The organism is Magnetospirillum aberrantis SpK (genome assembly GCF_011022235.1).
Lineage (GTDB): Bacteria > Pseudomonadota > Alphaproteobacteria > Rhodospirillales > Magnetospirillaceae > Magnetospirillum > Magnetospirillum aberrantis.
In genome coordinates this window covers 60,134-83,242 of the sequence record NZ_JAAIYP010000004.1, presented here as the reverse complement: position 1 = coordinate 83,242, position 23,109 = coordinate 60,134, and the positions used below count along the sequence as shown (strand labels likewise).

The following is a 23,109-nucleotide window of genomic DNA, read 5'->3' as shown; positions in this document are numbered from 1 at the left end:
CGGCGCGGGCCGGGGCGTGCCACCCCGTTGGTGCTCAGTGGCCCGTTTCCAGGCGCTTTTTCACCTGGAGCAGGTCGCGCCAGGCGTCACGCTTTGCCGCCGGGGTTCGCAACAGGTAGGCGGGGTGGAAGGTGGCCATGGCTGGAATCGGGCGCGGCAGTCCGGGCGAGGCGTAGTCGTACCAGCGTCCGCGCAGACGGTTGATGCCTTCGTGCCGGGCCAGCAGCGCCGACGCCGAGGCCCCCCCCAGCAACAACAGGAACTTGGGATCGACCAATTCGATATGACGGCTGACGAAGGGCAGGCAGACCGCCACTTCCTCGGCGGTGGGCTTGCGGTTTTCCACCGGTCGCCAGGGAACGACGTTGGTGATGTAGACGCTGTCGCGGTCCAGGCCGATCGAGGCCAGCATGCGGTCCAGAAGCTTGCCCGACTTGCCGACGAAGGGCAGGCCGGCGCGGTCTTCCTCGGCGCCCGGCGCCTCGCCGATCACCATGAGTGTCGCTTCGGAATCGCCATCGGCGAACACGGTGGAGCGCGCCGTGCGTTTGAGCGGCAAGCCGTCGAAATTTTCGAGGGCGGTGCGCAGTTGTTCAAGGGTCTTGCACTCGGCGGCGATGTGGGTGGCGGTTCCCGAGACGGGCGGAACGCGGAGGGGAGCGGGTTGGGGCGGGGCGGGCCGAACGGATGCCGCCACGGGTGCCGCCGGCTGCGGGGCGGGCTTCGGTGCCGGTCGTGCCGACAGCGCGAAACGGTCCACCGGCGTCTCGCCGACGGCTTCGTCGGCGCCGGCGTCCACGTACCAGCGCAGCAACTGCTCTAGGGATTGATCCAGCGGCATCTCGGCTAACAAAATAACGTGGGGGACCCCTGCATTTGAATGATTCGTATCATTCTGAATTCAATGGTATAGAGGCGCCCGTGAATATGGAACCGTGCCGTTCCTTGCGCGAAAAGGCAAGGGCCGTGCGGCACGGTGCAGCGCAGGCCAAGAGAGACCCAAGTCCGGGGGAAAGAATATGGAACGTGAAGCGATGGAATTCGACGTGGTGGTGGTTGGCGCCGGGCCGAGCGGCCTGGCCTCGGCCATTCGCGTCAAGCAACTGAACCCGGACTTGAGCGTCTGCGTGCTGGAAAAAGGCTCGGAAGTGGGCGCCCACATCCTGTCGGGGGCATGTTTCGAGACCCGGGCGCTGGACGAACTCCTTCCCGATTGGAAGGAAAAGGGCGCGCCGCTGCTGACCCCGGCCACCGACGACCGTTTCCTGTTCCTGACCGCGGACAAGTCGTTCAAGCTGCCGACCCCGCCGCAGATGCACAATCACGGCAACTACATCATCAGCTTGGGCAACCTGTGCCGCTGGCTGGCTGGTCAGGCCGAGGAACTGGGCGTCGAGATCTATCCCGGCTTCGCCGCCGCCGAAATCCTTTATAACGAAGACGGTTCGGTCAAGGGCGTGGCCACCGGCGACATGGGCATTGGCAAGGATGGCCAGCCTACGGCCAACTACACGCCGGGCATGGAACTGCACGCCCGCCAGACCATCTTCGCCGAAGGTGTTCGCGGCAGCCTGACCAAGACCTTGTTCGAGCGCTTCAACCTGCGCTCCGATTGCGATCCCCAGACCTATGGCATCGGCATCAAGGAATTGTGGGAGGTCGATCCGGCCAAGCATTGCCAGGGCCGGATCGTCCACACCGTCGGCTGGCCGCTGGACAGCCAGACCTATGGCGGGTCGTTCCTCTATCATCTGGAAGACAATCAGGTGGTGGTCGGTTTCGTCATCGGTCTGGATTACAAGAACCCGCATCTGTCGCCGTTCGACGAGTTCCAGCGCTTCAAGACCCATCCGGCCATCCGCGACACCTTCGAAGGCGGCCGCCGCATCGCCTATGGCGCACGCGCCATCTCGGAAGGCGGCTTGCAGTCCATCCCCAAGCTGACCTTCCCCGGCGGCGTGCTGGTGGGCGACACCGCCGGTTTCCTTAACGTGCCCAAGATCAAGGGCAGCCACACCGCCATGAAGTCGGGCATGCTGGCCGCCGAGGCGGTGGTGGCGTTGCTGGCCGGCGAAGGCAACGAGGCGGTGTCCTATCCGGGCGCGCTGCGCCGGAGCTGGCTGTGGCAGGAACTGCACAAGGTCCGCAACATCCGCCCCAGCTTCCACAAGGGTTTGTGGGTGGGCATCGCCTATTCGGCGCTCGACACCTATCTTTTCCAGGGCAAGGCGCCGTGGACTTTCCGTATCCATTCCGACCACGACCAATTGAAGAAGGCGTCGGAATGCCCCAAGATCACCTATCCGAAACCGGATGGTAAGGTTTCTTTCGACAAGCTGTCGTCGGTGTTCATTTCCAACACCAATCACGAGGAAGATCAGCCGGCACACCTGCGACTGCGTGATGAATCGGTTCCGATCGCGGTCAATCTGGCGCTGTACGATGCGCCCGAGCAGCGTTATTGTCCGGCGGGTGTTTACGAGATCGTTCGGGACGACGACGGAAACAATCCGCGCTTGCAGATCAACGCGCAGAATTGCGTGCACTGCAAGACCTGTGACATCAAGGACCCGACCCAGAACATCACCTGGGTGGTGCCGGAAGGTGGCGGCGGTCCCAACTATCCCAATATGTAAGGTGGGAGCCGTTCGGCTCCCTGCATTTGAATGGGTGTCGAACGGGTGAACATGGCGAGTTGGCGCATATGGGCGGGGCGGCGGACAGCCGCTCTGGCCCTGGGAACGGTTCTGGTCGGGGCGGGTCTGGTGGCCGCGTGCTCCTCTCATCCTGGGGCCGCTTCCGGTCCGGTGGCGGAACAGGGGGAGGGCATCCTCGGCCGTACGGCGCTCAGCGCCTATCTTGCCGGCCGTCTGGCCCAGGCCGAGGGTGACACCCGCGCGGCGGCGGACTATTATACGGCGGCGCTGAAATACGATCCCGACAACGCCGACCTGTTGCAGCGGGCGTTCACCCTGATGGTGGCCGAAGGCCGGCTGGAACAGGCCATGCCCCTGGCCGAACGGTTGCTGGATTTCGATTCCGACGCGCCGTTGCCGTTGCTGGTGGCCGGGTTGCGGGCGGCTCGCGACGGTCATTTCGAACAATCGGAAAAATATTTCTCGGCACTTCCCAAACGGGGGGTGTTCGGTTTCCTGTCGCCGTTGCTGGTGGCATGGAGCAAGGTGGGCGCCGGCCAGATCGACCCGGCATTGGAATCGCTGGCCGCGTTGAGTGCGGTCCAGGGGCTGGAGCCCATGCGGGCCTATCATGCCGGATTGATCAACGACCTCGCCGGTCGGGCCGATGCCGCCGATGCCGCCTATCTTCAGGCGTTGGACGGCCAGGCGTCGATCCGTCTGGTCGAAGCGGCCGGGGCATTCCACCAGCGGGCGGGGCGGCCGGAACAGGCCAAGGCGCTCTATGACCGCTATCTCGGTGAACATCCCGACACCTTGCTGATCGACGGCGGCCGGTTGCTGGCGCAGGACAGGTCAATCCCGCGCACCGTCCCCGACGCTTCCGCCGGCATGGCCGAAGCCTTGTTCGACATGGGCTCGCTGATGCGTCAGGGCGGCGCGCTCGACATGGCCATGGTGTTCTCGCGGTTGACCTTGGCGTTGCGGCCCGATTTCGCCCTGGCCCACATGAACGTGGCGGACATCTTGTCGTCGCAGGGGCGTTACGCCGAAGGCAACGCCGCCTATCAGGCCATTCCCGCCACGTCGCCGGTGGCCGAGTTCGGCCGCTTGCGTGTGGCGATGAATCTCGAAGAGATGGGGCAGACCGAGGCGGCGTTGCGCAACCTCGACGTCTTGGCTCGTGAACGGCCCGATGGTTTGGACGCGCTGGTGACCAAGGGCGACATCCTGCGCCGCCAGCAACGTTTCGCCGATGCCGCGACCGCCTATGACGCGGCCATCCGCCGTGTTCCACAACTGGCGTCCCACCATTGGCCGCTGCTTTACAGTCGGGGCATCGCCTACGAACGCTCGGGGGAATGGTCCAAGGCCGAAGCCGATTTCCAAAAGGCGCTGGAATTGCGGCCCGACCAGCCGGATGTGCTCAACTATCTCGGCTATTCCTGGATCGACAAGGGCATGCATCTGGCCGAGGCGCGGGCCATGATCGAAAAGGCGGTGACCTTGCGTCCGCGCGACGGTGCCATCGTCGATTCCCTGGGGTGGGCGCTTTACCGCATGGGCGAGTTCCAAGGGGCGGTCAAGGCGCTGGAGCGTGCCGTCGAGTTGAAGCCCGAGGACCCGACCATCAACGACCATCTCGGCGACGCCTATTTCCAGGTCGGCCGTTTCCCCGAAGCCAACTTCCAATGGAAACGGGCGCTGTCGCTCGAACCCGAGGCCGAGATGCTCGAAACCCTCGAGGAAAAGGTACGGAGCGGGACGTTGCCGGCCGTGCCGTTGTCGAAATGACCATGGTGTCGGCTGTCGAGGCGCCGGCCAAGGTCAACCTGTACCTGCACGTCACCGGTAAGCGGGCGGACGGCTATCATCTGCTCGACAGTCTGGTGGTGTTCGTCGGCATGGGCGACACCGTCGCGGTCGAACCGGCGCCCGAGTTTTCCTTGAGCGTGGACGGCCCCACGGCCGCCGCCCTGATGGTGGATGTCGGCGACGACAACATCGTCTTGCGTGCGGCGCGCCTGTTGGCCGGACATGCCGGAGTGACGGCCGGAGCGCGCATCACCTTGACCAAGCGTTTGCCGGTGGCCGCCGGCATCGGCGGCGGCTCGGCCGATGCCGCCGCCACCTTGCGGGCATTGGTCCGGTTGTGGGGGCTGTCGATTTCCGAAAGCGATCTGCGTGCCGTGGGATTGCGGTTGGGTGCCGACGTTCCGGTATGCCTGAGGGGGCGTCCAACCGCCATGGCTGGCGTGGGCGAACGCCTGGAGGCGGCTCCTGCCCTGCCGCCGGCTTGGCTGGTGCTGGTCAACCCGCGCCGGCCGCTGTCGACGCCCCAGGTGTTCAAGGCGCGCTCCGGCGATTTTTCCGCGCCCGCCCCCCTAACCGAGCCGCCGGCCGACGCTCGCGCCCTGGCAGTCGCGTTGGCGGCGCGGCGCAACGATCTGACCCCGGCGGCCATTGCCCTGGAGCCGATGGTGGCCGACGTCCTGGCCACCATCGCCGCGCAACCGGACTGCCTGTTGGTGCGCATGTCCGGTTCCGGGGCCACCTGTTTCGGTCTGTTCGGCGACCGCCCCGCCGCCGAGACGGCCGCGGCGGCTGTGAGCGCGAGCCAGCCCGGCTGGTGGGTGGCGGCGGCACCGTTGCTGGACTGAAAAAAGTCTACGAAACCCCGTTGAAACCCTCGCACGAACCTTTTATGGTGCGTCCTCCCTGCTGGGGCGTCGCCAAGCGGTAAGGCAGCGGTTTTTGGTACCGCCATTCGTAGGTTCGAATCCTGCCGCCCCAGCCAATTTCCTCCTTCGTGAAGTCAGTGTCGGTTCCGGCTTTAGGCCGGATTTCGTGCCTCTACGCCAGGACAGCCGCGGGCACATGAGCTGCTGGTCTTGTGGGTTCGCCCTCGGGACTGCGGGCGGTCGGAGACTGATTCCGGGCTTATCCGTCCCGTGCTTGTGGTAGTGTACTCCCATGTCCGCGTCCATTCCCTCCAAGGCGCCGCCTAACGCGGCCGACCTTTTGGCCAATCTTGCCGCTGCCCGCGGCGAGGTGGCCGAATCCGCCGCCAAGTCGCGAGCGCTGCGCAAGCAGATGCAGGTGGAAAGCCTGGCCCAGGCGGCCGAGGTCGCGGCCCGGCGCGGCGACGCCGCCCAGGCCGGGGCGCTGGCCGACGACGTCGAACGGCTGGACCGTCAGGGTTTGGACGTCACGGCGTGAACGGGAACAGCACCGGCACCATGGCCACGCACAGCGCCATCACCATGATTGTGAACGGGACGCCGACCCGCACGAAATCACCGAAGGTGTAGTTGCCCGGTCCGATGACCAAGGTGTTGACCGGCGACGACACCGGGGTCATGAACGCCGCCGAGGCGGCCAGCGCCACGATCATGGCGAAGGGATAGGGCGAGGCGCCCAATTCGCGGGCCACCGCCAGCGCCACCGGCGCCATCAGGACCGCGGTGGCGGTGTTGGAGATGAACAGTCCGAACAATGCCGTAACCGCGAACAAAGCGGCCAGCACGGCATGCGGGCTGGAGTTCCCGACCGCGTCGAGCAGCATGCCGGCCGCCATCTCGACGCCGCCGGTACGTTGCAGCGCCAACGAGAACGGCAGCATGCCGACGATCAGCACCAGGCTTTGCCAGTGGATCGAACGATAGGCGGCGTTGAAGTCGATGCATTTGAACAGTCCCAGCAGCAAACAGCCGATCAGCGCGGCCTGAACGTTGGGGACAACGCCCCCGACCATCAGTCCGACCACCACCGCCAGCGCCAAAAGGGCGAAAGGCGCGCGTGCCGCCGCCGGCACCACCTGATCGAACTCCACCGGCAGGTCAAGCACCACCATGTCCTTCGATTCCGTCCTCAGGCGGCGGATGGCCTTCCACGGTCCGATCAGCAACAAGGTGTCGCCCAGCCGCAGGTGACGTTCAAGTACGCTGCCGGGATGGGGAACGCCGCCCCGTTGCAGGCCGATCACATGTAAACCGAATTCCGAACGGAAGCGTGCACCGGCCACGGTCTTGCCGATCAGCGCCGAGGTTTGCGGCACCATGACCTCGACCATGCCGATTTCCTGGGTGCGATCCGAGAAATAGGTCCCACTCAGTTCCAGCTTTTCCAGGCGGTAGCGGCGGGCCACCGCGTCGATGTCGACGTTTGGGGAAAACAGGTCGAGGTACAGCACGTCGCCGGCCTGAAGCCGGGTGTGGGCGGTCGGGCTGACGAACCGTTCACCCAGCCGGCGGTCGTGTTCGATGGCGACCATGTTGACGCCCGAGGTGGCGCGCAAGTCCAGTTCCTCGAGTTTGCGGCCGATCATCGGTGAGGCGGCGCTGACCCGCAGCCGGTATTCGCGTTCGCCCAACTGGTAGCGTTCGACCCAGTCGGCCAGACGCGGCCGGGAGGGGGCGTTGGCGTCGGTTCGCCGCGCCGACAGCCAGCGGCGGGCGAAAATCATGTAGACGATGCCGAGGGCCAGGATCGGCACCCCGAACGGTGTGAAGGCGAAAAAGTCGAAGCCGTCGAACCCGTTGCGGATCAATTCGGCGTGGACCACCAGATTGGGCGGTGTCGCCACCAGGGTCATCATGCCGCTGATCAGCGCCGCCACGCTGAGCGGCATCATCAGCCGGCCGGCCGCCAGTCCGGCGTTTTGCGCCACCCGCAACACCACCGGCACGAAGATGGCGACGACGCCGGTCGAGCTCATCACCGAACCGATGGCCGTCACCACCGCCATCAGCAGGCAGAGCAGGCGGTTCTCGGTCCGCCCGGCCTTGCGGATCAGCCAGTCGCCCAGGCGCTGGGCGACGCCGGTTCGCACCAATCCCTCGCCGATGACGAACAGCGCGGCGATCAGGACGACGCTGGGATCGGAAAACCCGGCCAGCGCCTCGGCCATGGTGATGATGCCGGTCAGGGGCAGGGCGACCATCATGATCAACGCCACCGCGTCCATGCGCGGCCGGTTGACGGAAAACATGATGATCGCGGCGGCCAGGAAGGCGAGAACCAGGGCGAGTTCGGCGTTCATGGCGCCACCATGGCATGGAATCCGGCGCGGCTTAAGGCTGGGGACGTCGTTTCCGTAATGATACGGAAGCCGGGTTATCTCGCCTTGGCGACCAGGAACAGCCGGCGAAACGGGAACAGGGTCCTGCCGTCGGCGTGGGCCGGATAGGCGTCGGCGACCCGGCGGGAATACTCGCTCAGGAACTCGCTCCGCTCGGGTTCGTCGAGCGCGTCGAGCAACGGCCGCAGCGACGTGCCCATGGTCCACTTGACCACCGGGTTGTCGCCCTCCAGAACGTGAAGGTATTCGGTTTCCCAGATGTCCAGCGAGGCCGCCAGCGGGCCCAGCACGTCATAATAGAAGTCGGGGTCGTGTACCGGGAAGCGGCGGATCAGGGGGCGCAGGCGGGCGGCCCAGGGGCCGGCCTCGACCGTGTCGGCCATGACCGCGTGGCTTGCGGCATAGTGATTGTGCGGCATCTGGATGGCCAGGACGCCGCGCGGCGCCAGTTGGGCGAACAGGTGCGGCAACAGCGTGTCGTGGTTGTCCAGCCATTGCAGCACGGCGTTGGAAAACAGCACGTCGACGGGGCGTTCGGGAACCCATTGGGCGACGTCGGCCTGGACCCAGCGAATGCGGCTGGGGGGCAGGGCGGCGGCGTTCAGCATCTCGGGCGAGGAATCGACGCCCCACACGCTGGCGTCGTGCCAGCGGTCGGCCAGGATGCGGGTGACGTTGCCGGTGCCGCAACCCAGGTCGGCCACCGTGTGCGGGTGTTCGGCATCGACGCGCGACAGAAGGTCCAGCGCCGGGCGCAGGCGCGGTTGGGCGAATGCCGAATATAAAGTAGGGTCCCAGGGCATGCGGTTCTCCGTCTCTCCGGTCATACCATAGCGCACCCGGCTTTAGTCGTAACCTGGGGTATTCCGTAGGTCGGCCGAAACACGAAGTTTGACTCCACCCGTCGACTCGGATTATAAGCACCGCTCCCGTTTTCGGCCTGCGAACGCGGGCCCGACCGCATTTTATTTTGGAGTACCTCGTCGTGAAGCGCACCTACCAGCCGTCCAAGCTCGTCCGCGCCCGCCGTCATGGCTTCCGCGCCCGTATGGCCACCGTCGGCGGCCGCAAGGTCATCGCCACCCGCCGTTCCAAGGGCCGCAAGCGCCTCTCGGCCTAAGCCCCGACGGACGGGGATGCCCGCGACCCTGGCGCGACTGAAGAAGCGCGCGGATTTTCTCCGCGTCGCCGGTCAGCGCAAGAAGTGGGCGACCCCTGGGCTTGTCCTTCAGGCGGCACCGGTGCCTTCGGGCCCGGACAGCGCCAACGCGAAAGCCGACGCCGCAAGCGCCGGCTTTTCGTGTTGTGAGGAAAAGGCGGGAAACGTGGTGATTCGTGTCGGCTTCACCACCTCGAAAAAGGTCGGCAACGCGGTGGCGCGCAACCGGGCCCGCCGTCGTCTAAGGGCCGCGGTGGACGAGGTTTTTCCCGCTTCCGCCCGGCCCGGACTGGATTACGTGGTGATCGGCAGGGCGGAAACCGTGGCACGGCCATACTCTCTTCTCTTGCAGGATTTGCGAACCGCGTTAAAACGTGTCGGCGGCTTGCGTTCGGAATCCGATTCCGGCCGGGCCGCAGGGGAAGAGGCGCGGCCATGAGCCCGCTCGGCATGGTGTTGCGCGGATTGATCCGCGCCTACCAATTGCTGATCTCGCCGGTTCTGCCGCCGTCGTGCCGCTTTACCCCCTCGTGCTCGGCCTATGCCATCGAGGCCATCGCCAAGCACGGGGCGGTCAAAGGGTCGGTACTGGCGGTGCGCAGGATTTGCCGTTGCCATCCCTGGAACGAGGGGGGCTACGACCCGGTCCCCGAACCGGATGCGAAGACCAAGGCCGGGGACGGTTCATCGTCCGACCGGCACCTGGATTAGGATGTCATGAACGAACAGCGCAACCTCCTTATCGCCATCGTCCTCTCGGTCCTGATCCTGTTCGGATTCCAGTGGCTGTTCCCCAAGGCGCCGCCGCCCGCGCCCGCGCCCGAGGCGGCGTCCGCCAGTTCGGCGCCGCCGGTGCCGGAAGGCACGGCCAGGACCGACATGGCCCCGGCCGCCGCCAAGGCGCTGTCCGCCGCCGAGACCCGCGCCGAGGCACTGGCCTCCAGCCGCCGCATTCCGGTGCGCACGCCCAAGCTGCACGGCTCGGTCGCCACCTTGGGGGCGCGTCTCGACGACCTGACCCTGGTCGAACATCGCGAGGCCACCGACCGCGAAAGCCCCGAGATCGTGCTGCTGTCGCCCGCCGGCAGTCCGCATCCCTATTACGCCGAATTCGGCTGGGTGCCGGCCGACGGCGTCGCCAAGGTGCCCGGTCCCGACACCGTCTGGCAGGCCGCGCCCGGCTCCGACGAGCTGGCTCCCGGCGGCAAGGTGGTGCTGACCTGGGACAACGGCGAGGGGCTGCGTTTCGTGCGCACCTTCTCGGTGGACGAGAACTACATGTTCGGCATCGAGCAGCGGGTCGAGAATTACGGCACCAAGCCGGTGACCCTGCATCCCTACAGCCTGATCTCGCGTTTGGGCACGCCGCACACCTCGGGCATGTACATCCTGCACGAGGGGCCGCTCGGCGTGTTCGACGGCACGCTCAAGGAATTCAAGTACGACGACCTCAAGAAGGAAGGCACCGTGCGCGAGAAGTCGGTGGGCGGCTGGGCCGGCATCACCGACAAGTACTGGCTGACCGCCCTGGTCCCCGACCAGAAGGCCGAGGTTTCGGGCCGCTTCGTGCATCAGGTTCGCCCCAACGGCGACCAGTATCAGGTGGACTTCACCGGGGCCGGCCTGATTGTCGCCCCCGGCGCCTCGGCCGAAGCCGGCTTCCACATGTTCGCGGGTGCCAAGCAGGTCGACCTGCTCGACGCCTACGGCGAGAAGATGGGCATCGACAAGTTCGCCTATGCCATCGATTTCGGCTGGTTCTGGTTCTTCACCAAGCCGTTCCTCTATCTGTTGCAGATGCTGCATTCGGCACTCGGCAACATGGGGCTGGCCATCCTGGCGCTGACCGTGCTGATCAAGCTGGCCATGTTCCCGCTGGCCAACAAATCCTATGTCTCGATGTCGAAGATGAAGAATCTTCAGCCCGAGATGAAGAAGCTTCAGGAGCGTTTCGCTGACGACAAGATGCGCCTGCAACAGGAGATGATGGCGCTCTACAAGAAGGAGAAGGTCAGCCCGGTTTCGGGGTGTCTGCCCATGCTGGTGCAGATTCCGGTGTTCTTCGCCCTCTACAAGGTGCTGTTCGTCGCCATCGAGATGCGGCATGCGCCGTTCGTCGGCTGGATCCATGATCTGTCGGCGCCCGATCCGACCACCATCTTCAACCTGTTCGGGCTGATCCCGTGGGACGCCAACGCGGTGCTGCCGTCGTTCCTGCACCTGGGCGTGTGGCCGCTGATCATGGGCGTGACCATGTGGTTGCAGCAAAAGCTCAACCCGCAGCCCGCCGACCCGGTCCAGGCCCGCATGATGAGCTTCCTGCCCATCGTCTTCACCTTCCTGCTGGCTAACTTCGCCGCCGGTCTGGTGATCTATTGGGCGTGGTCCAACACGCTGTCGATCCTTCAGCAATGGGTCATCATGCGCAAGGTGGGGGCCAAGTCCTGAGCGGTCTTTCCCCAGAAGAAGAGGCGGCCCAGCTGATCGAGGCGGGCCGCCTGCTGTTCGCCCGCGAGGTGACCTTCCTGCGCGGCGTGGCGGGTTTGGACGGCCTGCCGCCCGTCGATCTGCCGGAAATCGCCTTCGCCGGGCGTTCCAATGTCGGCAAGTCGTCGTTGATCAACGCTTTGTGCGGCCGGTCCACGGTGGCGCGGACCTCCAACACGCCGGGCCGTACCCAGGAACTGAACTATTTCGACGTGGCGGGCCGGCTGATCATGGTCGACATGCCCGGCTACGGTTTCGCCAAGGCGCCCAAGGACAAGGTGGACGCCTGGAAGCGGCTGGTGAACGGCTATCTGCGCGGCCGTCCGACCCTGCGCCGCTGTCTGATGCTGGTGGATTCGCGTCACGGCCTCAAGGACGTGGATCGCGAGATGATGACCATGCTCGACAAGGCGGCGGTGGTCTATCAGGTGGTGCTGACCAAGGTCGACAAGCTGAACGCCAGCGAACTGGCGGCGGTCGAGGCGCGGACCCGGACCGAGATCGCCGACCATGTCGCCGCCCATCCCACACTCATTCTCACCAGTTCGGAAAAGGGCCTCGGCATCCCCGAACTGCGCGCGGAAATCCTGCAATTGGCCAATCCGGAGTGATCTCCAAATGAGCGATTCGCCCGACATCCTGCATGACCGTTCGTCCTGGCTGGAACGCGCCAAGACCCTGTCCGAGGCGCTGCCGTTCATGCGCCAGTTCTCGGACGAGACGCTGGTGATCAAGTTCGGCGGCCACGCCATGGAATCGGACGATTTGTTCCGGCTGTTCGCCCGCGACATCGTGCTGTTGAAGCAGGTGGGCATCAACCCGGTGGTGGTCCATGGCGGCGGCCCGCAGATCGACCAGATGCTCAAGCGGCTGGACATCAACACTCCGCGCGTCGATGGCCTGCGCTTCACCGACGAAGCCACCGTCGAGGTGGTCGAGATGATCCTGTCGGGCAAGATCAACAAGCAGATCGTGTCGGCCATCAACGAAGCCGGCGGTTTCGCCGTCGGCCTGTCGGGCAAGGACGGCCACCTGATCCGTGCGCGCAAGCTGCGCCGTACCAAGAAGGACCCGGATTCCAACATCGAGAGGGTGCTGGATCTGGGCTTCGTCGGCGAACCGGCGGAAATCACCCCGCATATCCTGGATTTCTTCCGCGAATCCGACGTTATCCCGGTGATCGCTCCGGTGGGCATGGGCGGTGCCGGCGAGACCTTCAACATCAACGCCGACACGGCGGCCGGCGCGGTGGCCGGGGCCACCGGCGCGCGTCGTCTGCTGATGCTGACCGACGTCGCCGGCGTGCTGGACAAGGCCGGCAACCTGATCCCGGAAATGACCGCGAGCCAGGTCAAGGGCTACATCGAGGACGGCACCATTTCGGGCGGCATGATCCCCAAGGTGGAAACCTGTCTGGACGCGGTGGCCAATGGCGTCGATGCCGCCGTCATCCTGGACGGCCGGGTGCCCCACGCCCTGCTGCTGGAACTGTTCACGCCGCACGGCGTCGGCACGCTGATCAAGGCGGACTGATCCCGCTTCTTTCGGTTCTGAACGGTGGCCGGTCTCAGGCGAGACCGGCCGCTTGCAGTTCTTCGTCGGACAAGGTGCCGTCGCCGTTGGCGTCGAGCGTGGTCACCAGCGACGACGTCAAATCGTCGTCGTTCTTGGATTCCGCCTCGCCGGCCGCTTCCAGCACCCGCAACGCCACGTCGGATTTGTCGAACGCGCCGTCGCCATTGGTGTCGATGGCGTCCAGCAACGCCTGGACCTCGTCCGATACGGTGTAGGTGTCCTCGCTTTCGCTGGTTTCCTCTTCCTCGGTGACGGTGACCTCGGTTTCGCTGCTGTCCTCGGTGGCGGTCAGGCCGGCGGTCAGTTCGTCGCTGTCGAGCGTGGCGCTGCCGTCACTGTCGAGACCGGTGAAAAACGACACCACGGCCGAGGATTGTTCCTGCGCCGACAGCAAGGCCATGCCGGTGGCCGAGGAAAAGGTGTCGGCGAAGCTTGAGAACTCCATCAGCGACACCGCGCCATCGCCGTCGCTGTCGGCGGCGGTGACGATGGCCGAGGCGACGGACGAGGATTCGTCGGTGACGGCGCTCACCAGCTCGGTTTCCGACACCGTGCCGTCGCCGTTGGCGTCGGCGGCGGCGATCAGGGTTTGCAGGCTGGTCCAGGTGGACGAATCGGTGGAGGTGACGGTGGTGCTCATGGCGTCCCCGCGCGTAAGGGTTCTTGCGGCCAAATCCTCCATACCCGATTATTGAACGCGCGCGGGGGCCATGATCCGGCGGAAAAAATGCGGCAAGAGGGAAAATGACGCGCTATGACGACGTCGCCCATGCGGCGGCCGGGTTCGGCTTGCTGGCGCGTGGCGGGGTGGTGACACCCGATTTCGGCACGGTGGTCTTGATCGGTACCGCCGGCTCGGCGTTCTGGCCGTATTTCCAGGCGGCGCGCCGGGACGAGGCCGATCCCTTGGACCATTGGTCGCGGCGGGTGATGGGTGATTTGGCGGCGCGTTTCGGCGCCCGGCCGCTGCTGCCCCAGGACGGGCCGCCCTTCCTGCCGTTCCAGCGCTGGGCCATGGCGGCGGAAGCGGTTTATCCATCGCCCATGGGCGTGCTGGTCCATCCCCAATACGGGCTGTGGCATTCCTATCGCGGTGCCTTGGCCTTCGACGGCCCGGTGGCGGTGCCGTCACGCCCGGATGGGGCCAACCCGTGCGACAGTTGCGCCGACAGACCCTGCGCCGCCGCCTGTCCGGTAGCGGCGGCGGTGCCCTATGACGTGCCGAAGTGCAAGGCGTATCTGGAAGCGGGCGGCGAATGCCGCGGCATCGGCTGTCTGCCGCGTCATGCCTGTCCCTTGGGGCGGGATTACGCCTATGTGCCGGAACAAGCCGCGTTCCACATGGAGGCGTTCCTTAAGGCGCTGTGGTGCTAGGCTCCAGTGCCTCCAGGTTGAACGCGGCGGCCATCAGCGCCCTGGTGTAGTCGGTCTGGGGGTGGGTGAACATCTTGGCGGCGTCGCCCATCTCCACCACGCGGCCATCCTTCATGACGATCAGGTCGTCGGCCAGGGCGCGCACCACCCGCAGGTCGTGGCTGATGAACAGGTAGGCGATGCCGTGGCGAGCCTGGATGTCGCGCAGCAAATCGACGATCTGCGCCTGAACCGAGACGTCGAGGGCGCTGGTCGGTTCGTCCAGCACCATGAAGCGGGGCTTGAGCACCAGGGCGCGGGCGATGGCGATGCGTTGCCGCTGGCCGCCGGAAAATTCGTGCGGATAGCGGTCCTGGGTGGCGGGGTCCAGTCCCACCTCCTCAAGCGCGTGCGAGATGATGGCGCGTCGTTCGGTGCTGTCGGCACCGATCTTGTGCACCTCCAGCCCCTCGCCGACGATCTGGCCGACCGACAGGCGCGGGCTCAGCGAGCCATAGGGGTCCTGGAACACCATCTGCATGTGCCGCCGCCGTGGCCGCAGGGCGCTTGGCGACAGGCCGGCGATGTTCTCGCCACCGAAGGAAATGGCGCCGTTCGACCCGATCAGCCGCAGCAGCGCCAGCCCCAGCGTGGTCTTTCCCGACCCCGATTCGCCGACGACGCCGATGGTGTGGCCCTGGCGGATGGACAGCGAGATGCCGTCCACCGCCTTGATGTGGGCCACCGTCCGGCGCAACAGGCCGCTCTTGATCGGGAACCACACGCGCAGGTCGCGGGCCTCCATGACCACCGGGGCGTCGGCGGGGGCGGCATTGGGCTTGCCCTTGGGTTCGGCCGCCAACAGGCGCCGGGTATAGGGATGTTGGGGGGCGGCGAACAATTCCGCCGCCGGGCCGCTTTCCACCACCTCGCCCATGTTCATGACCGAGACCCGGTCGGCCATCTTGCGCACGATGCCAAGATCGTGGGTGATGAACAGCAACGCCATGCCGAGACGGCCCTGAAGCTCCTTCAGCAAGGCCAGGATCTGCGCCTGGATGGTGACGTCCAGCGCCGTAGTCGGTTCGTCGGCGATCAGAATGTCGGGCTCGTTGGCCAGGGCCATGGCGATCATCACCCGCTGGCGCTGTCCGCCGGAAAGTTCGTGCGGCAACGCCCCCAGGCGCTTTTCCGGTTCGGGGATGCCCACCAGCCGCAGCAGTTCCAGCACGCGGTCACGCCGGGCCGGGCCGCGCAGGCCCTTGTGGATCTCCAGCACCTCGCCGACCTGCGTTTCGATGGAATGCAGCGGGTTCAGGGAGGTCATGGGTTCCTGGAACACCATGGCGACGCGGTTGCCGCGCACGGCGCGCAAGGCGCGTTCCGGCGCGCCCACCAGTTCCTGGCCGTTCAGCCGGATCGACCCGGAGGGATGCCAGGCGCGCGGGTACGGCAACAATTGCAGGATCGACAGCGCGGTCACCGACTTGCCCGATCCCGATTCCCCGACCAGGGCCAGGGTCTCGCCGCGTGCCAGGGTGAAGGACACGCCGCGCACCGCGCGAACCTCGGCGTCGCCTTGTCCGAACGATACCGCGAGATCGCGGACCTCGAGGATGGAGGGGGATTGGGTCATTGGTTGGTTTTCCTGGGATCGAACGCGTCGCGCACCGCCTCGCCGACGAACACCAGAAGCGACAGCAGCGCCGCCACCACCACGAAGCCGGCGATGCCCAGCCACGGCGCCTGAAGGTTGGCTTTGCCCTGGGCCAACAGGTCGCCCAGCGACGGCGAACCGGGCGGCAGGCCAAGCCCGAGGAAGTCCAGCGCGGTCAGCGAGACGATGGAAGAGGACAGGATGAACGGCATGAACGTCAGCGTCGCCACCATGGCGTTGGGCAGGACGTGGCGCATGATCACCCGCAGGTCGTCCATGCCCAGCGCCTGGGCGGCGCGGACATAGTCGAAGTTGCGGGCGCGCAGGAACTCGGCGCGGACCACCCCCACCAGCGATGTCCACGAGAACAGCACCAGCACCCCCAGCAGCGTCCAGAATCCCGGCGCGATCATGCTGGCGACGATGATCAGGATCAGCAATTGCGGCAATCCGCCCCAGATTTCCAGAAAGCGTTGCCCCAGCAGGTCGACGCGGCCGCCGAAATATCCCTGGACCGCGCCGACGGCGACGCCGACGGCCGAACTGACCAGCGTCAGCGTCAGGCCGAACAGGATGGACAGCCGCAAGCCATAGATCAGCCGGGCCAGCACGTCGCGGCCCTGGTCGTCGGTGCCCAGCGGGTTCTCGGCCGAGGGCGGGCTGGGATGGGGGCGCGTCACGTCATAGGAGATGGATTGGTGGTCGTGGCGCAGCGGCGGCCACAGCGCCCAGCCGTTTTCGGCGATCTTTTGCGCGATGTAGGGGTCGCGGTAGTCGGTATAGGTCAGGAAATCGCCGCCGAACGTCACCTCGGGGTAATCCTTGAACACCGGGAAATACAAGGAGCCTTGATAGCCAACCATCAGCGGCCGGTCGTTGGCCACCAACTCGGCGCCCAGCGTCAGCACGAACAGCCCGAGGAACAGCCACAACGCCCAGAAGCCGCGGCGGTTGCGGCGAAAGGCGTCGAGGCGGCGGCGGGTGAGCGGAGAGAGCCTCATCCTCAGACCTCGCGCTTGCCGAAGTCGATGCGTGGATCGACAAGGTGGTAGGTCAGGTCGCCGATCAGGTTGAGCACCAGCCCCAGAAGGCTGAACATGTAAAGGGTGCCGAACATCACCGGATAATCGCGGTTGACCACCGCCTCGTATCCCAACAGACCGATGCCGTCGAGCGAGAAGATGATCTCGATCAGGATCGAACCGGCGAACAGGATGCCGACCAGGGCGGCGGGGAAGCCGGCCACCACCAGCAACATGGCGTTGCGGAAGACGTGGCCGTAAAGGACGCGGTTTTCGGACAAGCCCTTGGCCCTTGCGGTGATCACGTATTGCTTGTTGATCTCTTCCAGGAACGAGTTCTTGGTCAGCATGGTCAGGCTGGCGAAGCTGCCGACCACCAGTGCGGTGACCGGCAAGGTCAGATGCCAGAAATAATCGGCGATCTTGCCCAAGGTGGACAGCGAGTCCCAATCGGTGCCGGTCAGCCCGCGCAGCGGGAACCATGCCAGATAACGGCCGCCGGCGAAGACGATGATCAGCAAGATGGCGAACAGGAAGCCCGGCACCGCATAGCCGACGATGATCGCCCACGAGCTGGCGATGTCGAAAGCCGATCCGTCGCGCCGCGCCTTGACGATGCCCAACGGGATGGACACCAGATAGATGATCAGCGTCGTCCACAATCCCAGCGAGATGGAGACCGGCATCTTTTCCAGGATCAAATCGATGACCGAGGTGTCGCGGTAGAAGCTCTTGCCGAAGTCGAAGCGGATGTAATTGCCCAGCATCTGGACGAAGCGTTCGCCCGCCGGCTTGTCGAAACCGAACTGTTTTTCGATCTCGGCGACGAAGGCGGGGTCAAGCCCCTGGGCGCCGCGATAGGCGCTGTTCTCGCCGGCCCGCGCCGCGCGGGCCGCTCCCGCCAGTTCGCCGCCGCCGCCGGACAGGCGTTGGGTTTCGCCGCCGGCGGTGCCTTCGAGGCGGGCGATCATCTGCTCGACCGGGCCGCCGGGGGCCAGTTGCACGATGACGAAGTTGACGGCCATGATGCCGAACAAGGTCAGCGGGATCAGCGCCAGACGGCGCAGGACATAGGCCAGCATGCCCTATTTCCCCTTCTTTTCCGCGCTTTTCGCCCACCAGGCGAACAATTGGTAGCCCTTCATCGGCACCTCCGGCGGGTGGCCGAACTTGTCCCAATAGGCCAGCCGGCTGGCCCCCAGATACCATTGCGGGATGACGTAATGGTTCCACAACAGCACCCGGTCCAGCGCACGGGTGCGCGCCACCAACTGCTCGCGGTCGGGGGCGCTGATCACCAGGTCGACCAGGGTGTCCACCGCCGGATTCTTGATGCCGCCCACGTTGCGGCTGCCCGGCTGGTCGGCGGCCTGGCTGCTCCAGAACATGGCCTGTTCGTTACCGGGCGACGCCGATTGCCCCCAGCTCCCCACCACCATGTCGAAGTCGAAGTCGCGCAGGCGGTTGGTGTATTGGGTGGAATCGACGGTGCGCACCCGCGCCTCGATGCCCAATCGCGCGAGGTTGCGCACGAAGGGCAGGGTGACGCGCTCGAACGCCGGCTGGACCAACAGGATTTCAAAGCGGAACGGCTTGCCGTCCTTGACCAGCTTGCCGTCCACCACCCGCCAGCCGGCCTCTTCCAACAGCTTCATGGCGACGCGCAGGTTGGGGCGGATGCCGGTGGCCGGATCGGTGGCCGGCGGTTGGTAGGGGGTGGTGAACACCTCGGGCGGAATCTTGTCCCTGAGCGGCTCCAAAACCTTCAGTTCGTCGGGGCCGGGCAATCCGGTGGCGGCCAGTTCGGAATGGGCGAAATAGCTGTCGCTGCGCCGGTACTGGCCATAAAACAAGGTGGCGTTGGTCCATTCGAAGTCGAAGGCATAGGCCAGTGCCCGGCGGACGCGGGCATCGGCGAACAACGGCCGGCGCAGGTTGTAGACGAAGGCCTGCATGCCGTTGGGCATGGAATCGTCCAGCCATTCCTTGCGGGCGCGTCTGTCCTTGAGCGCCGCCCAGTCGTCATAGGCGGTGGCCCATTTCTTGGCTTCGCTCTCGGATCGGAAGTCGAATTCCCCGGCTTTCAACGCCTCCAGCTCGACGGTGGCGTCGCGGTAGAAGTCGAAACGCACGCGGTCGAAATTGTAGAGCCCGCGTTGGACGGCCAGATTCCCGGCCCAATAATCGGGATCGCGCTCATAGACGATGTAGCGGCCGGGTTCGAAGGCGCCGACGCGATAGGGGCCGCTGCCCAGCGGGCGTTCCAGGGAGGTGGAATCGAAGGCGCGGCCCTCCCAGGCATGCTTGGGCAGGATCGGCATCTCGCCGATGATCAGCGGCAGTTCGCGGTTGTCGCCGGGCTTGAAGGTGAACTTGACCGAACGCGGCCCGACCTTTTCCGCTTTCTCGATCCCGGCATAGTAAAAGCGGTAATTGGGTGTGCCCTTGCCGCGCAGGATGTCGAGCGAGAAGACCACGTCCTCGGGGGTGATGGGGGTGCCGTCCTGCCAGCGTGCCTCCTTGCGGATGACATAGGTGGCCCACGACCGGTCGGGGGGGGTGTCGACGCTTTCGGCGATCAGGCCGTACATGGAAAACGGCTCGTCGGCGTTGGCGACCATCAGGCTCTGGTACACCAGTGCCGTCAGCCCGGCCGGGGTCTGTCCCTTGGCGATGAACGGGTTCAGGCTGTCGAAGGTGCCCTGGTCGGCAAGGCGCAGCTCGCCGCCCTTGGGGGCGTCGGGGTTGACGTAGCCGAAATGGCTGAAGCCCGCCGGGTATTTCGGCTCGCCGTGCATGGCGATACCGTGGCGGGGGGCGCCCCAGGCGGGGGTGGTGGCGCAGATCAGGGCAAGGACGGCCGCGGCGATTCCCCTCATCCCGCCAGCACCTCGAGCGCCAGGGCGTGCAGGCGGGCGTCGCCGGCGGCGCAGACGCGGCCGTCGGAAGCGATGGTCAACGGCTGCCCCAGCCAGTCGGTGACGGTGCCGCCGGCGTTTTCGATCACCGGCACCAGGGCGGCATAGTCATAGGGCTTGAGCCCGGCCTCGACCACCAGATCGACGAAACCCGAGGTCAGCAACGCATAGGCGTAGCAATCGCAGCCATAACGCGGCTGTTTGACCCGTTCGGCGATGCGGTTCCATGCCGGCAAGGTGTCGGCGTCGAAGAATTCCGGCCCGGTGGTATAGGCATAGGCCTTGGCCAGCGCATCGCAGTCCCGCACCCGCGCCGGCTGGCCGTTCAAGGTGGTGGGATGGCCCGCGCCACCCAGCCAGCGTTCGTCCAGGATGGCCTGGTCGATCACCCCCAGCACCGGCTTGCCGCGATGGGCCAGGGCGATCAGCGTGCCGAAGCTGGGCTTGCCGGTGATGAACGCCTTGGTGCCGTCGATGGGGTCCAGAACCCACACCCATTCGGCGTCGGTGTTATGGCGGCCGTGTTCCTCGCCCAGGATGCCGTGCTCGGGGAAAGTTTCCGAAATGATGGCCCGCATGGTCGCCTCGGCCTCGCGGTCGGCGATGGTGACCGGGCTCGAATCGGCTTTGTCGTCCACCGTCACCGGCGTACGGAAATACTTGCGGATCACCGGGCGGGCGGCGTCGGCCAGACGCCCGGCCAGGGCGACGAACTCGGCCGGGACGACAAATCCAGGCGTGCAGGCGGCGGTCATGGATCCCCCAAGGATTTCTTGCGCGGCCCGAGTGTGGCGCGATCCGGCGCGGAAGGCCAGAGGGGAAAGGCGTTGGCGCGCGTGCGGGCGGCACGATAAGGTTGCCGTCTTGCGTATTCCTCCTGAGGGCCGTTTCCCATGTCTTCGCGTCTCGATCCCGTCGTCGTCATTCCCGCCCGTCTGGCCGCCACCCGTTTGCCCAACAAGCCGTTGGCCGACATCAACGGCGTGCCGATGATCGTCCAGGTGTGGCGGCGCGCGGTGGATGCCGGTATCGGCCCGGTGGTGGTGGCCGCCGCCGAGCAGGAAATCGCCGACGCGGTCGTCGCCCATGGCGGGACGGCGGTGCTGACCGATCCCGGTCATCCCTCGGGCTCGGACCGGGTGTGGGAGGCGTTGCAGAAGGTCGACCCCGAAGGCCGCTATGGGGCGGTGGTCAACGTCCAGGGCGACCTGCCGACCCTCGACCCCCAGATCGTGCGCGCGGTGTTCCAGCCGCTTGAGAATCCAGATGTCGACCTCTCGACCCTGGTGGCCGAGATCGCCATCGAGGACGAGCGCACCAATCCCAACGTGGTCAAGGCGGTGGTCGGGTTCGCCGCCGGTGCGCGGGTCGGCCGCGCCCTTTATTTCACCCGTGCCACCGCGCCATGGGGAGAGGGGCCGCATTACCACCACATCGGTCTTTACGCCTACAAGCGCGATGCATTGCGGCGCTTCGTCTCGATGCCCCAGGGCGTGCTGGAGAAGCGCGAGAAACTGGAGCAGTTGCGGGCGTTGGAAGCCGGTATGCGCATCGACTGCGCCTTGGTTGACACCGTTCCGCTGGGTGTCGATACTCCCGCCGACCTCGACCGTGCCCGCGCCATCCTCGCCGCCGGCCTCTAGGATTTCCAGGCTGCCATGACCACGTCCGATTCCGCCAATTCCATCGCCTTCCAGGGCTTGCCCGGCGCCTATTCCCATCTGGCCTGCCGCAACGCCTTTCCGGCCATGCAGCCCTTGCCCTGCGCCACTTTCGAGGACGCCTTCGCCGCCGTGCGCGAAGGCCGCGCCCGCTATGCCATGATCCCCATCGACAATTCGGTGGCCGGCCGGGTGGCGGACGTGCACCATCTGCTGCCCTATTCCGGGCTGCATATCATCGCCGAGCATTTCGAGCGCATCCAGCACCACCTGCTGGCCCCCAAGGGGGCTTCGCTCGACTCCATCACCTCGGTGGAAAGCCATGTCCACGCCTTGGGACAGTGCCGCAACCTGATCCGCCAATTGGGGCTCAAGGTCATTGTCGGCGCCGACACCGCCGGTTCGGCGGCCGAACTGGCCAAGAGCGGTGACCTCACCCGCGCCGCCATCGCCTCCGAGCTGGCGGCCGAAATCTATGGTCTCGACAGCCTCAAGGCCAATATCGAGGACGCCGAGCACAACACCACCCGTTTCGTGGTGTTGGCCCGCGACGCGATCGAACCCAACCCCAACCAGCCCTGCGTCACCACCATCGTCTTCCGGGTGCGCAACGTGCCGGCGGCGCTTTACAAGGCCATGGGCGGCTTCGCCACCAACGGCATCAACATCACCAAGCTGGAAAGCTATCTGGTCGGCGGCGAGTTCGTGGCCGCCCAGTTCTATGCCGACGTCGAGGGGCACCCCAGTCAGCGTTCCCTGCGGCTGGCGCTTGAGGAACTGGAATTCTTCAGCCACGAGGTGCGGATCGTCGGCGTCTATCCGGCGCACCCGTTCCGTCTCAGCCAGAACGTGGCGGGGGAGTAATCACCCCCCATACATACGCATGATCGCGCGGACGGCCGTCGCGATGGCACGGTCGTCCGCGGTCACCGGCAGGCCCAACAGGGCCGGCCAGTGCACGCTTTCCTTGAGCACCCCCAAAAATACCGCCGCCGCCTGCCACGGATCGTCCACCGCCAGGATGCCGCGCTTGGTCTGGGCGGCGAAATAGTCCTCGAGAACGGCGAAGATGGCGCCCTTGCCGCCCGAGGTGAAGGCCAGCCCCAGTTCGGGGAAACGCGGCCGTTCGGCGACGATCAGCCGGAACAGCCCCAGCATCTCGGGCCGGCGCAGATGGACCAGAAGCTCGCGGGCGAACTCGGCCAGCACCTCTTCCGGCGGGCGATCCAGCGGCAGGCCGCGCCGCTGCACTTCCTGCAAGCCGGCATACAGCCGTCCGACCACCGCCTGGAACAATTCGGCCTTGCCGGCGAAATGATTGTAGACCGTGCGCTTGGACACCCCGGCTTCGGCGGCGATGCCATCCATCGAGGCGTTGGCATAGCCCAGATCCAGGAAAATCCGTTCGGCGGCATCGATCACCGCCTGACGCTTGACCTCGCCGCGCTGTCCGCAGCCGGGGTTTGACATGGTTGGGCTCCGAAAGTACACTGCACAGTGTAGTTTACATATTTCCTCCCTCCAGCTTAATGCGCCCAACCCCGGCGCGGGAGAAGAAAAC

At 65.9% G+C, this 23,109-nt stretch carries 23 protein-coding genes and 1 tRNA gene; 14 read left to right on the top strand and 10 right to left on the bottom strand.

Features of this window, described 5'->3' with window-relative positions; genetic code table 11:
- Positions 1-34: 34 nt before the first annotated feature.
- Complete coding sequence (locus G4223_RS00880; RefSeq protein ID WP_163673810.1) at positions 35-841, bottom strand: uracil-DNA glycosylase; 807 nt, start codon at positions 839-841, stop codon at positions 35-37.
- 178 nt (positions 842-1,019) lie between these two features.
- On the opposite strand from G4223_RS00880, the gene G4223_RS00875 reads away from it, so the two are divergent.
- The 5 genes from G4223_RS00875 to G4223_RS00855 all read left to right on the top strand — a co-directional run bounded on the left by G4223_RS00875 (position 1,020) and on the right by G4223_RS00855 (position 5,855).
- Positions 1,020-2,636: an electron transfer flavoprotein-ubiquinone oxidoreductase gene (locus G4223_RS00875; RefSeq protein ID WP_163673808.1), complete on the top strand. Its 1,617-nt coding sequence runs from the start codon at positions 1,020-1,022 to the stop codon at positions 2,634-2,636.
- Positions 2,637-2,687: 51 nt separating this feature from the next.
- On the top strand, positions 2,688-4,430 hold the full coding sequence (locus G4223_RS00870; protein ID WP_163673806.1) for a tetratricopeptide repeat protein: 1,743 nt from the start codon (positions 2,688-2,690) through the stop codon (positions 4,428-4,430).
- Entirely contained in the window at positions 4,427-5,296 is an 870-nt protein-coding gene (locus G4223_RS00865; protein WP_163673804.1) for a 4-(cytidine 5'-diphospho)-2-C-methyl-D-erythritol kinase, read from the top strand. The genes G4223_RS00870 and G4223_RS00865 overlap by 4 nt, the downstream gene beginning before the upstream one ends.
- A gap of 62 nt (positions 5,297-5,358) precedes the next feature.
- Positions 5,359-5,433: transfer RNA gene (locus G4223_RS00860), tRNA-Gln, on the top strand.
- A gap of 176 nt (positions 5,434-5,609) precedes the next feature.
- Positions 5,610-5,855, top strand: a complete 246-nt coding sequence (locus G4223_RS00855; RefSeq protein WP_163673803.1) for a hypothetical protein — start codon at positions 5,610-5,612, stop codon at positions 5,853-5,855.
- On the opposite strand, the gene G4223_RS00850 is transcribed toward G4223_RS00855, so the two are convergent.
- Positions 5,845-7,677, bottom strand: a complete 1,833-nt coding sequence (locus tag G4223_RS00850) for an SLC13 family permease (protein ID WP_163673801.1) — start codon at positions 7,675-7,677, stop codon at positions 5,845-5,847. The genes G4223_RS00855 and G4223_RS00850 overlap by 11 nt on opposite strands.
- Positions 7,678-7,751: 74 nt before the next feature.
- Positions 7,752-8,543 (bottom strand): methyltransferase domain-containing protein, encoded by a 792-nt coding sequence (locus tag G4223_RS00845; protein ID WP_241003883.1) that lies wholly within the window; start codon positions 8,541-8,543, stop codon positions 7,752-7,754.
- A 158-nt stretch (positions 8,544-8,701) separates the two neighbouring features.
- Here G4223_RS00845 and rpmH point away from each other — a divergent pair, with 158 nt between their 5' ends.
- Genes rpmH through argB form a run of 6 tightly spaced genes read left to right on the top strand, consistent with a single transcriptional unit; the run spans position 8,702 to position 12,895 of the window.
- Entirely contained in the window at positions 8,702-8,836 is a 135-nt protein-coding gene (gene rpmH / locus G4223_RS00840; protein ID WP_163673800.1) for a 50S ribosomal protein L34, read from the top strand.
- Between the two features lie 16 nt (positions 8,837-8,852).
- Positions 8,853-9,314: a ribonuclease P protein component gene (rnpA, locus tag G4223_RS00835; RefSeq protein ID WP_163673798.1), complete on the top strand. Its 462-nt coding sequence runs from the start codon at positions 8,853-8,855 to the stop codon at positions 9,312-9,314.
- A complete protein-coding gene (gene yidD / locus G4223_RS00830; protein WP_163673795.1) occupies positions 9,311-9,586 on the top strand; it encodes a membrane protein insertion efficiency factor YidD in 276 nt (91 codons plus the stop codon). Before rnpA ends, yidD begins: the two co-directional genes overlap by 4 nt.
- A gap of 6 nt (positions 9,587-9,592) precedes the next feature.
- Positions 9,593-11,323, top strand: coding sequence for a membrane protein insertase YidC (gene yidC / locus G4223_RS00825; RefSeq protein ID WP_163673793.1), 1,731 nt, complete (start codon positions 9,593-9,595; stop codon positions 11,321-11,323).
- On the top strand, positions 11,287-11,973 hold the full coding sequence (yihA, locus tag G4223_RS00820) for a ribosome biogenesis GTP-binding protein YihA/YsxC (protein WP_163673791.1): 687 nt from the start codon (positions 11,287-11,289) through the stop codon (positions 11,971-11,973). Before yidC ends, yihA begins: the two co-directional genes overlap by 37 nt.
- Positions 11,974-11,980: 7 nt before the next feature.
- Entirely contained in the window at positions 11,981-12,895 is a 915-nt protein-coding gene (gene argB, locus G4223_RS00815; protein ID WP_163673789.1) for an acetylglutamate kinase, read from the top strand.
- Between the two features lie 34 nt (positions 12,896-12,929).
- Here argB and G4223_RS00810 read toward each other — a convergent pair whose 3' ends face one another.
- On the bottom strand, positions 12,930-13,577 hold the full coding sequence (locus tag G4223_RS00810; protein ID WP_205762307.1) for an EF-hand domain-containing protein: 648 nt from the start codon (positions 13,575-13,577) through the stop codon (positions 12,930-12,932).
- A gap of 104 nt (positions 13,578-13,681) precedes the next feature.
- Here G4223_RS00810 and G4223_RS00800 point away from each other — a divergent pair, with 104 nt between their 5' ends.
- Positions 13,682-14,311 carry a hypothetical protein gene (locus G4223_RS00800; RefSeq protein WP_163673787.1) on the top strand — a complete coding sequence of 210 codons (630 nt, stop codon included), beginning with the start codon at positions 13,682-13,684 and terminating at the stop codon, positions 14,309-14,311.
- Here G4223_RS00800 and G4223_RS00795 read toward each other — a convergent pair.
- Genes G4223_RS00795 through hisN form a run of 5 tightly spaced genes read right to left on the bottom strand, consistent with a single transcriptional unit; the run spans position 14,292 to position 20,642 of the window.
- Positions 14,292-15,926 carry an ABC transporter ATP-binding protein gene (locus G4223_RS00795; RefSeq protein ID WP_163673785.1) on the bottom strand — a complete coding sequence of 545 codons (1,635 nt, stop codon included), beginning with the start codon at positions 15,924-15,926 and terminating at the stop codon, positions 14,292-14,294. The two genes, G4223_RS00800 and G4223_RS00795, sit on opposite strands and share 20 nt — an antisense overlap.
- Positions 15,923-16,948: an ABC transporter permease gene (locus G4223_RS00790; protein ID WP_163673783.1), complete on the bottom strand. Its 1,026-nt coding sequence runs from the start codon at positions 16,946-16,948 to the stop codon at positions 15,923-15,925. Before G4223_RS00790 ends, G4223_RS00795 begins: the two co-directional genes overlap by 4 nt.
- Before the next feature lie 2 nt (positions 16,949-16,950).
- Positions 16,951-18,051, bottom strand: coding sequence for a microcin C ABC transporter permease YejB (locus G4223_RS00785; RefSeq protein ID WP_163673781.1), 1,101 nt, complete (start codon positions 18,049-18,051; stop codon positions 16,951-16,953).
- Between the two features lie 3 nt (positions 18,052-18,054).
- Positions 18,055-19,848, bottom strand: coding sequence for an extracellular solute-binding protein (locus G4223_RS00780; protein WP_163673779.1), 1,794 nt, complete (start codon positions 19,846-19,848; stop codon positions 18,055-18,057).
- Positions 19,845-20,642 carry a histidinol-phosphatase gene (gene hisN, locus G4223_RS00775; protein ID WP_163673777.1) on the bottom strand — a complete coding sequence of 266 codons (798 nt, stop codon included), beginning with the start codon at positions 20,640-20,642 and terminating at the stop codon, positions 19,845-19,847. Before hisN ends, G4223_RS00780 begins: the two co-directional genes overlap by 4 nt.
- Before the next feature lie 138 nt (positions 20,643-20,780).
- Between hisN and G4223_RS00770 the strand changes: the two genes are divergently transcribed.
- Positions 20,781-21,530, top strand: coding sequence for a 3-deoxy-manno-octulosonate cytidylyltransferase (locus G4223_RS00770; RefSeq protein WP_163673775.1), 750 nt, complete (start codon positions 20,781-20,783; stop codon positions 21,528-21,530).
- A 15-nt stretch (positions 21,531-21,545) separates the two neighbouring features.
- On the top strand, positions 21,546-22,412 hold the full coding sequence (locus G4223_RS00765; protein ID WP_163673773.1) for a prephenate dehydratase: 867 nt from the start codon (positions 21,546-21,548) through the stop codon (positions 22,410-22,412).
- Here the strand turns inward: G4223_RS00765 and G4223_RS00760 are convergent, their stop codons facing one another.
- Complete coding sequence (locus tag G4223_RS00760; RefSeq protein WP_163673771.1) at positions 22,413-23,018, bottom strand: TetR/AcrR family transcriptional regulator; 606 nt, start codon at positions 23,016-23,018, stop codon at positions 22,413-22,415.
- Between the last annotated feature and the right edge of the window lie 91 nt (positions 23,019-23,109).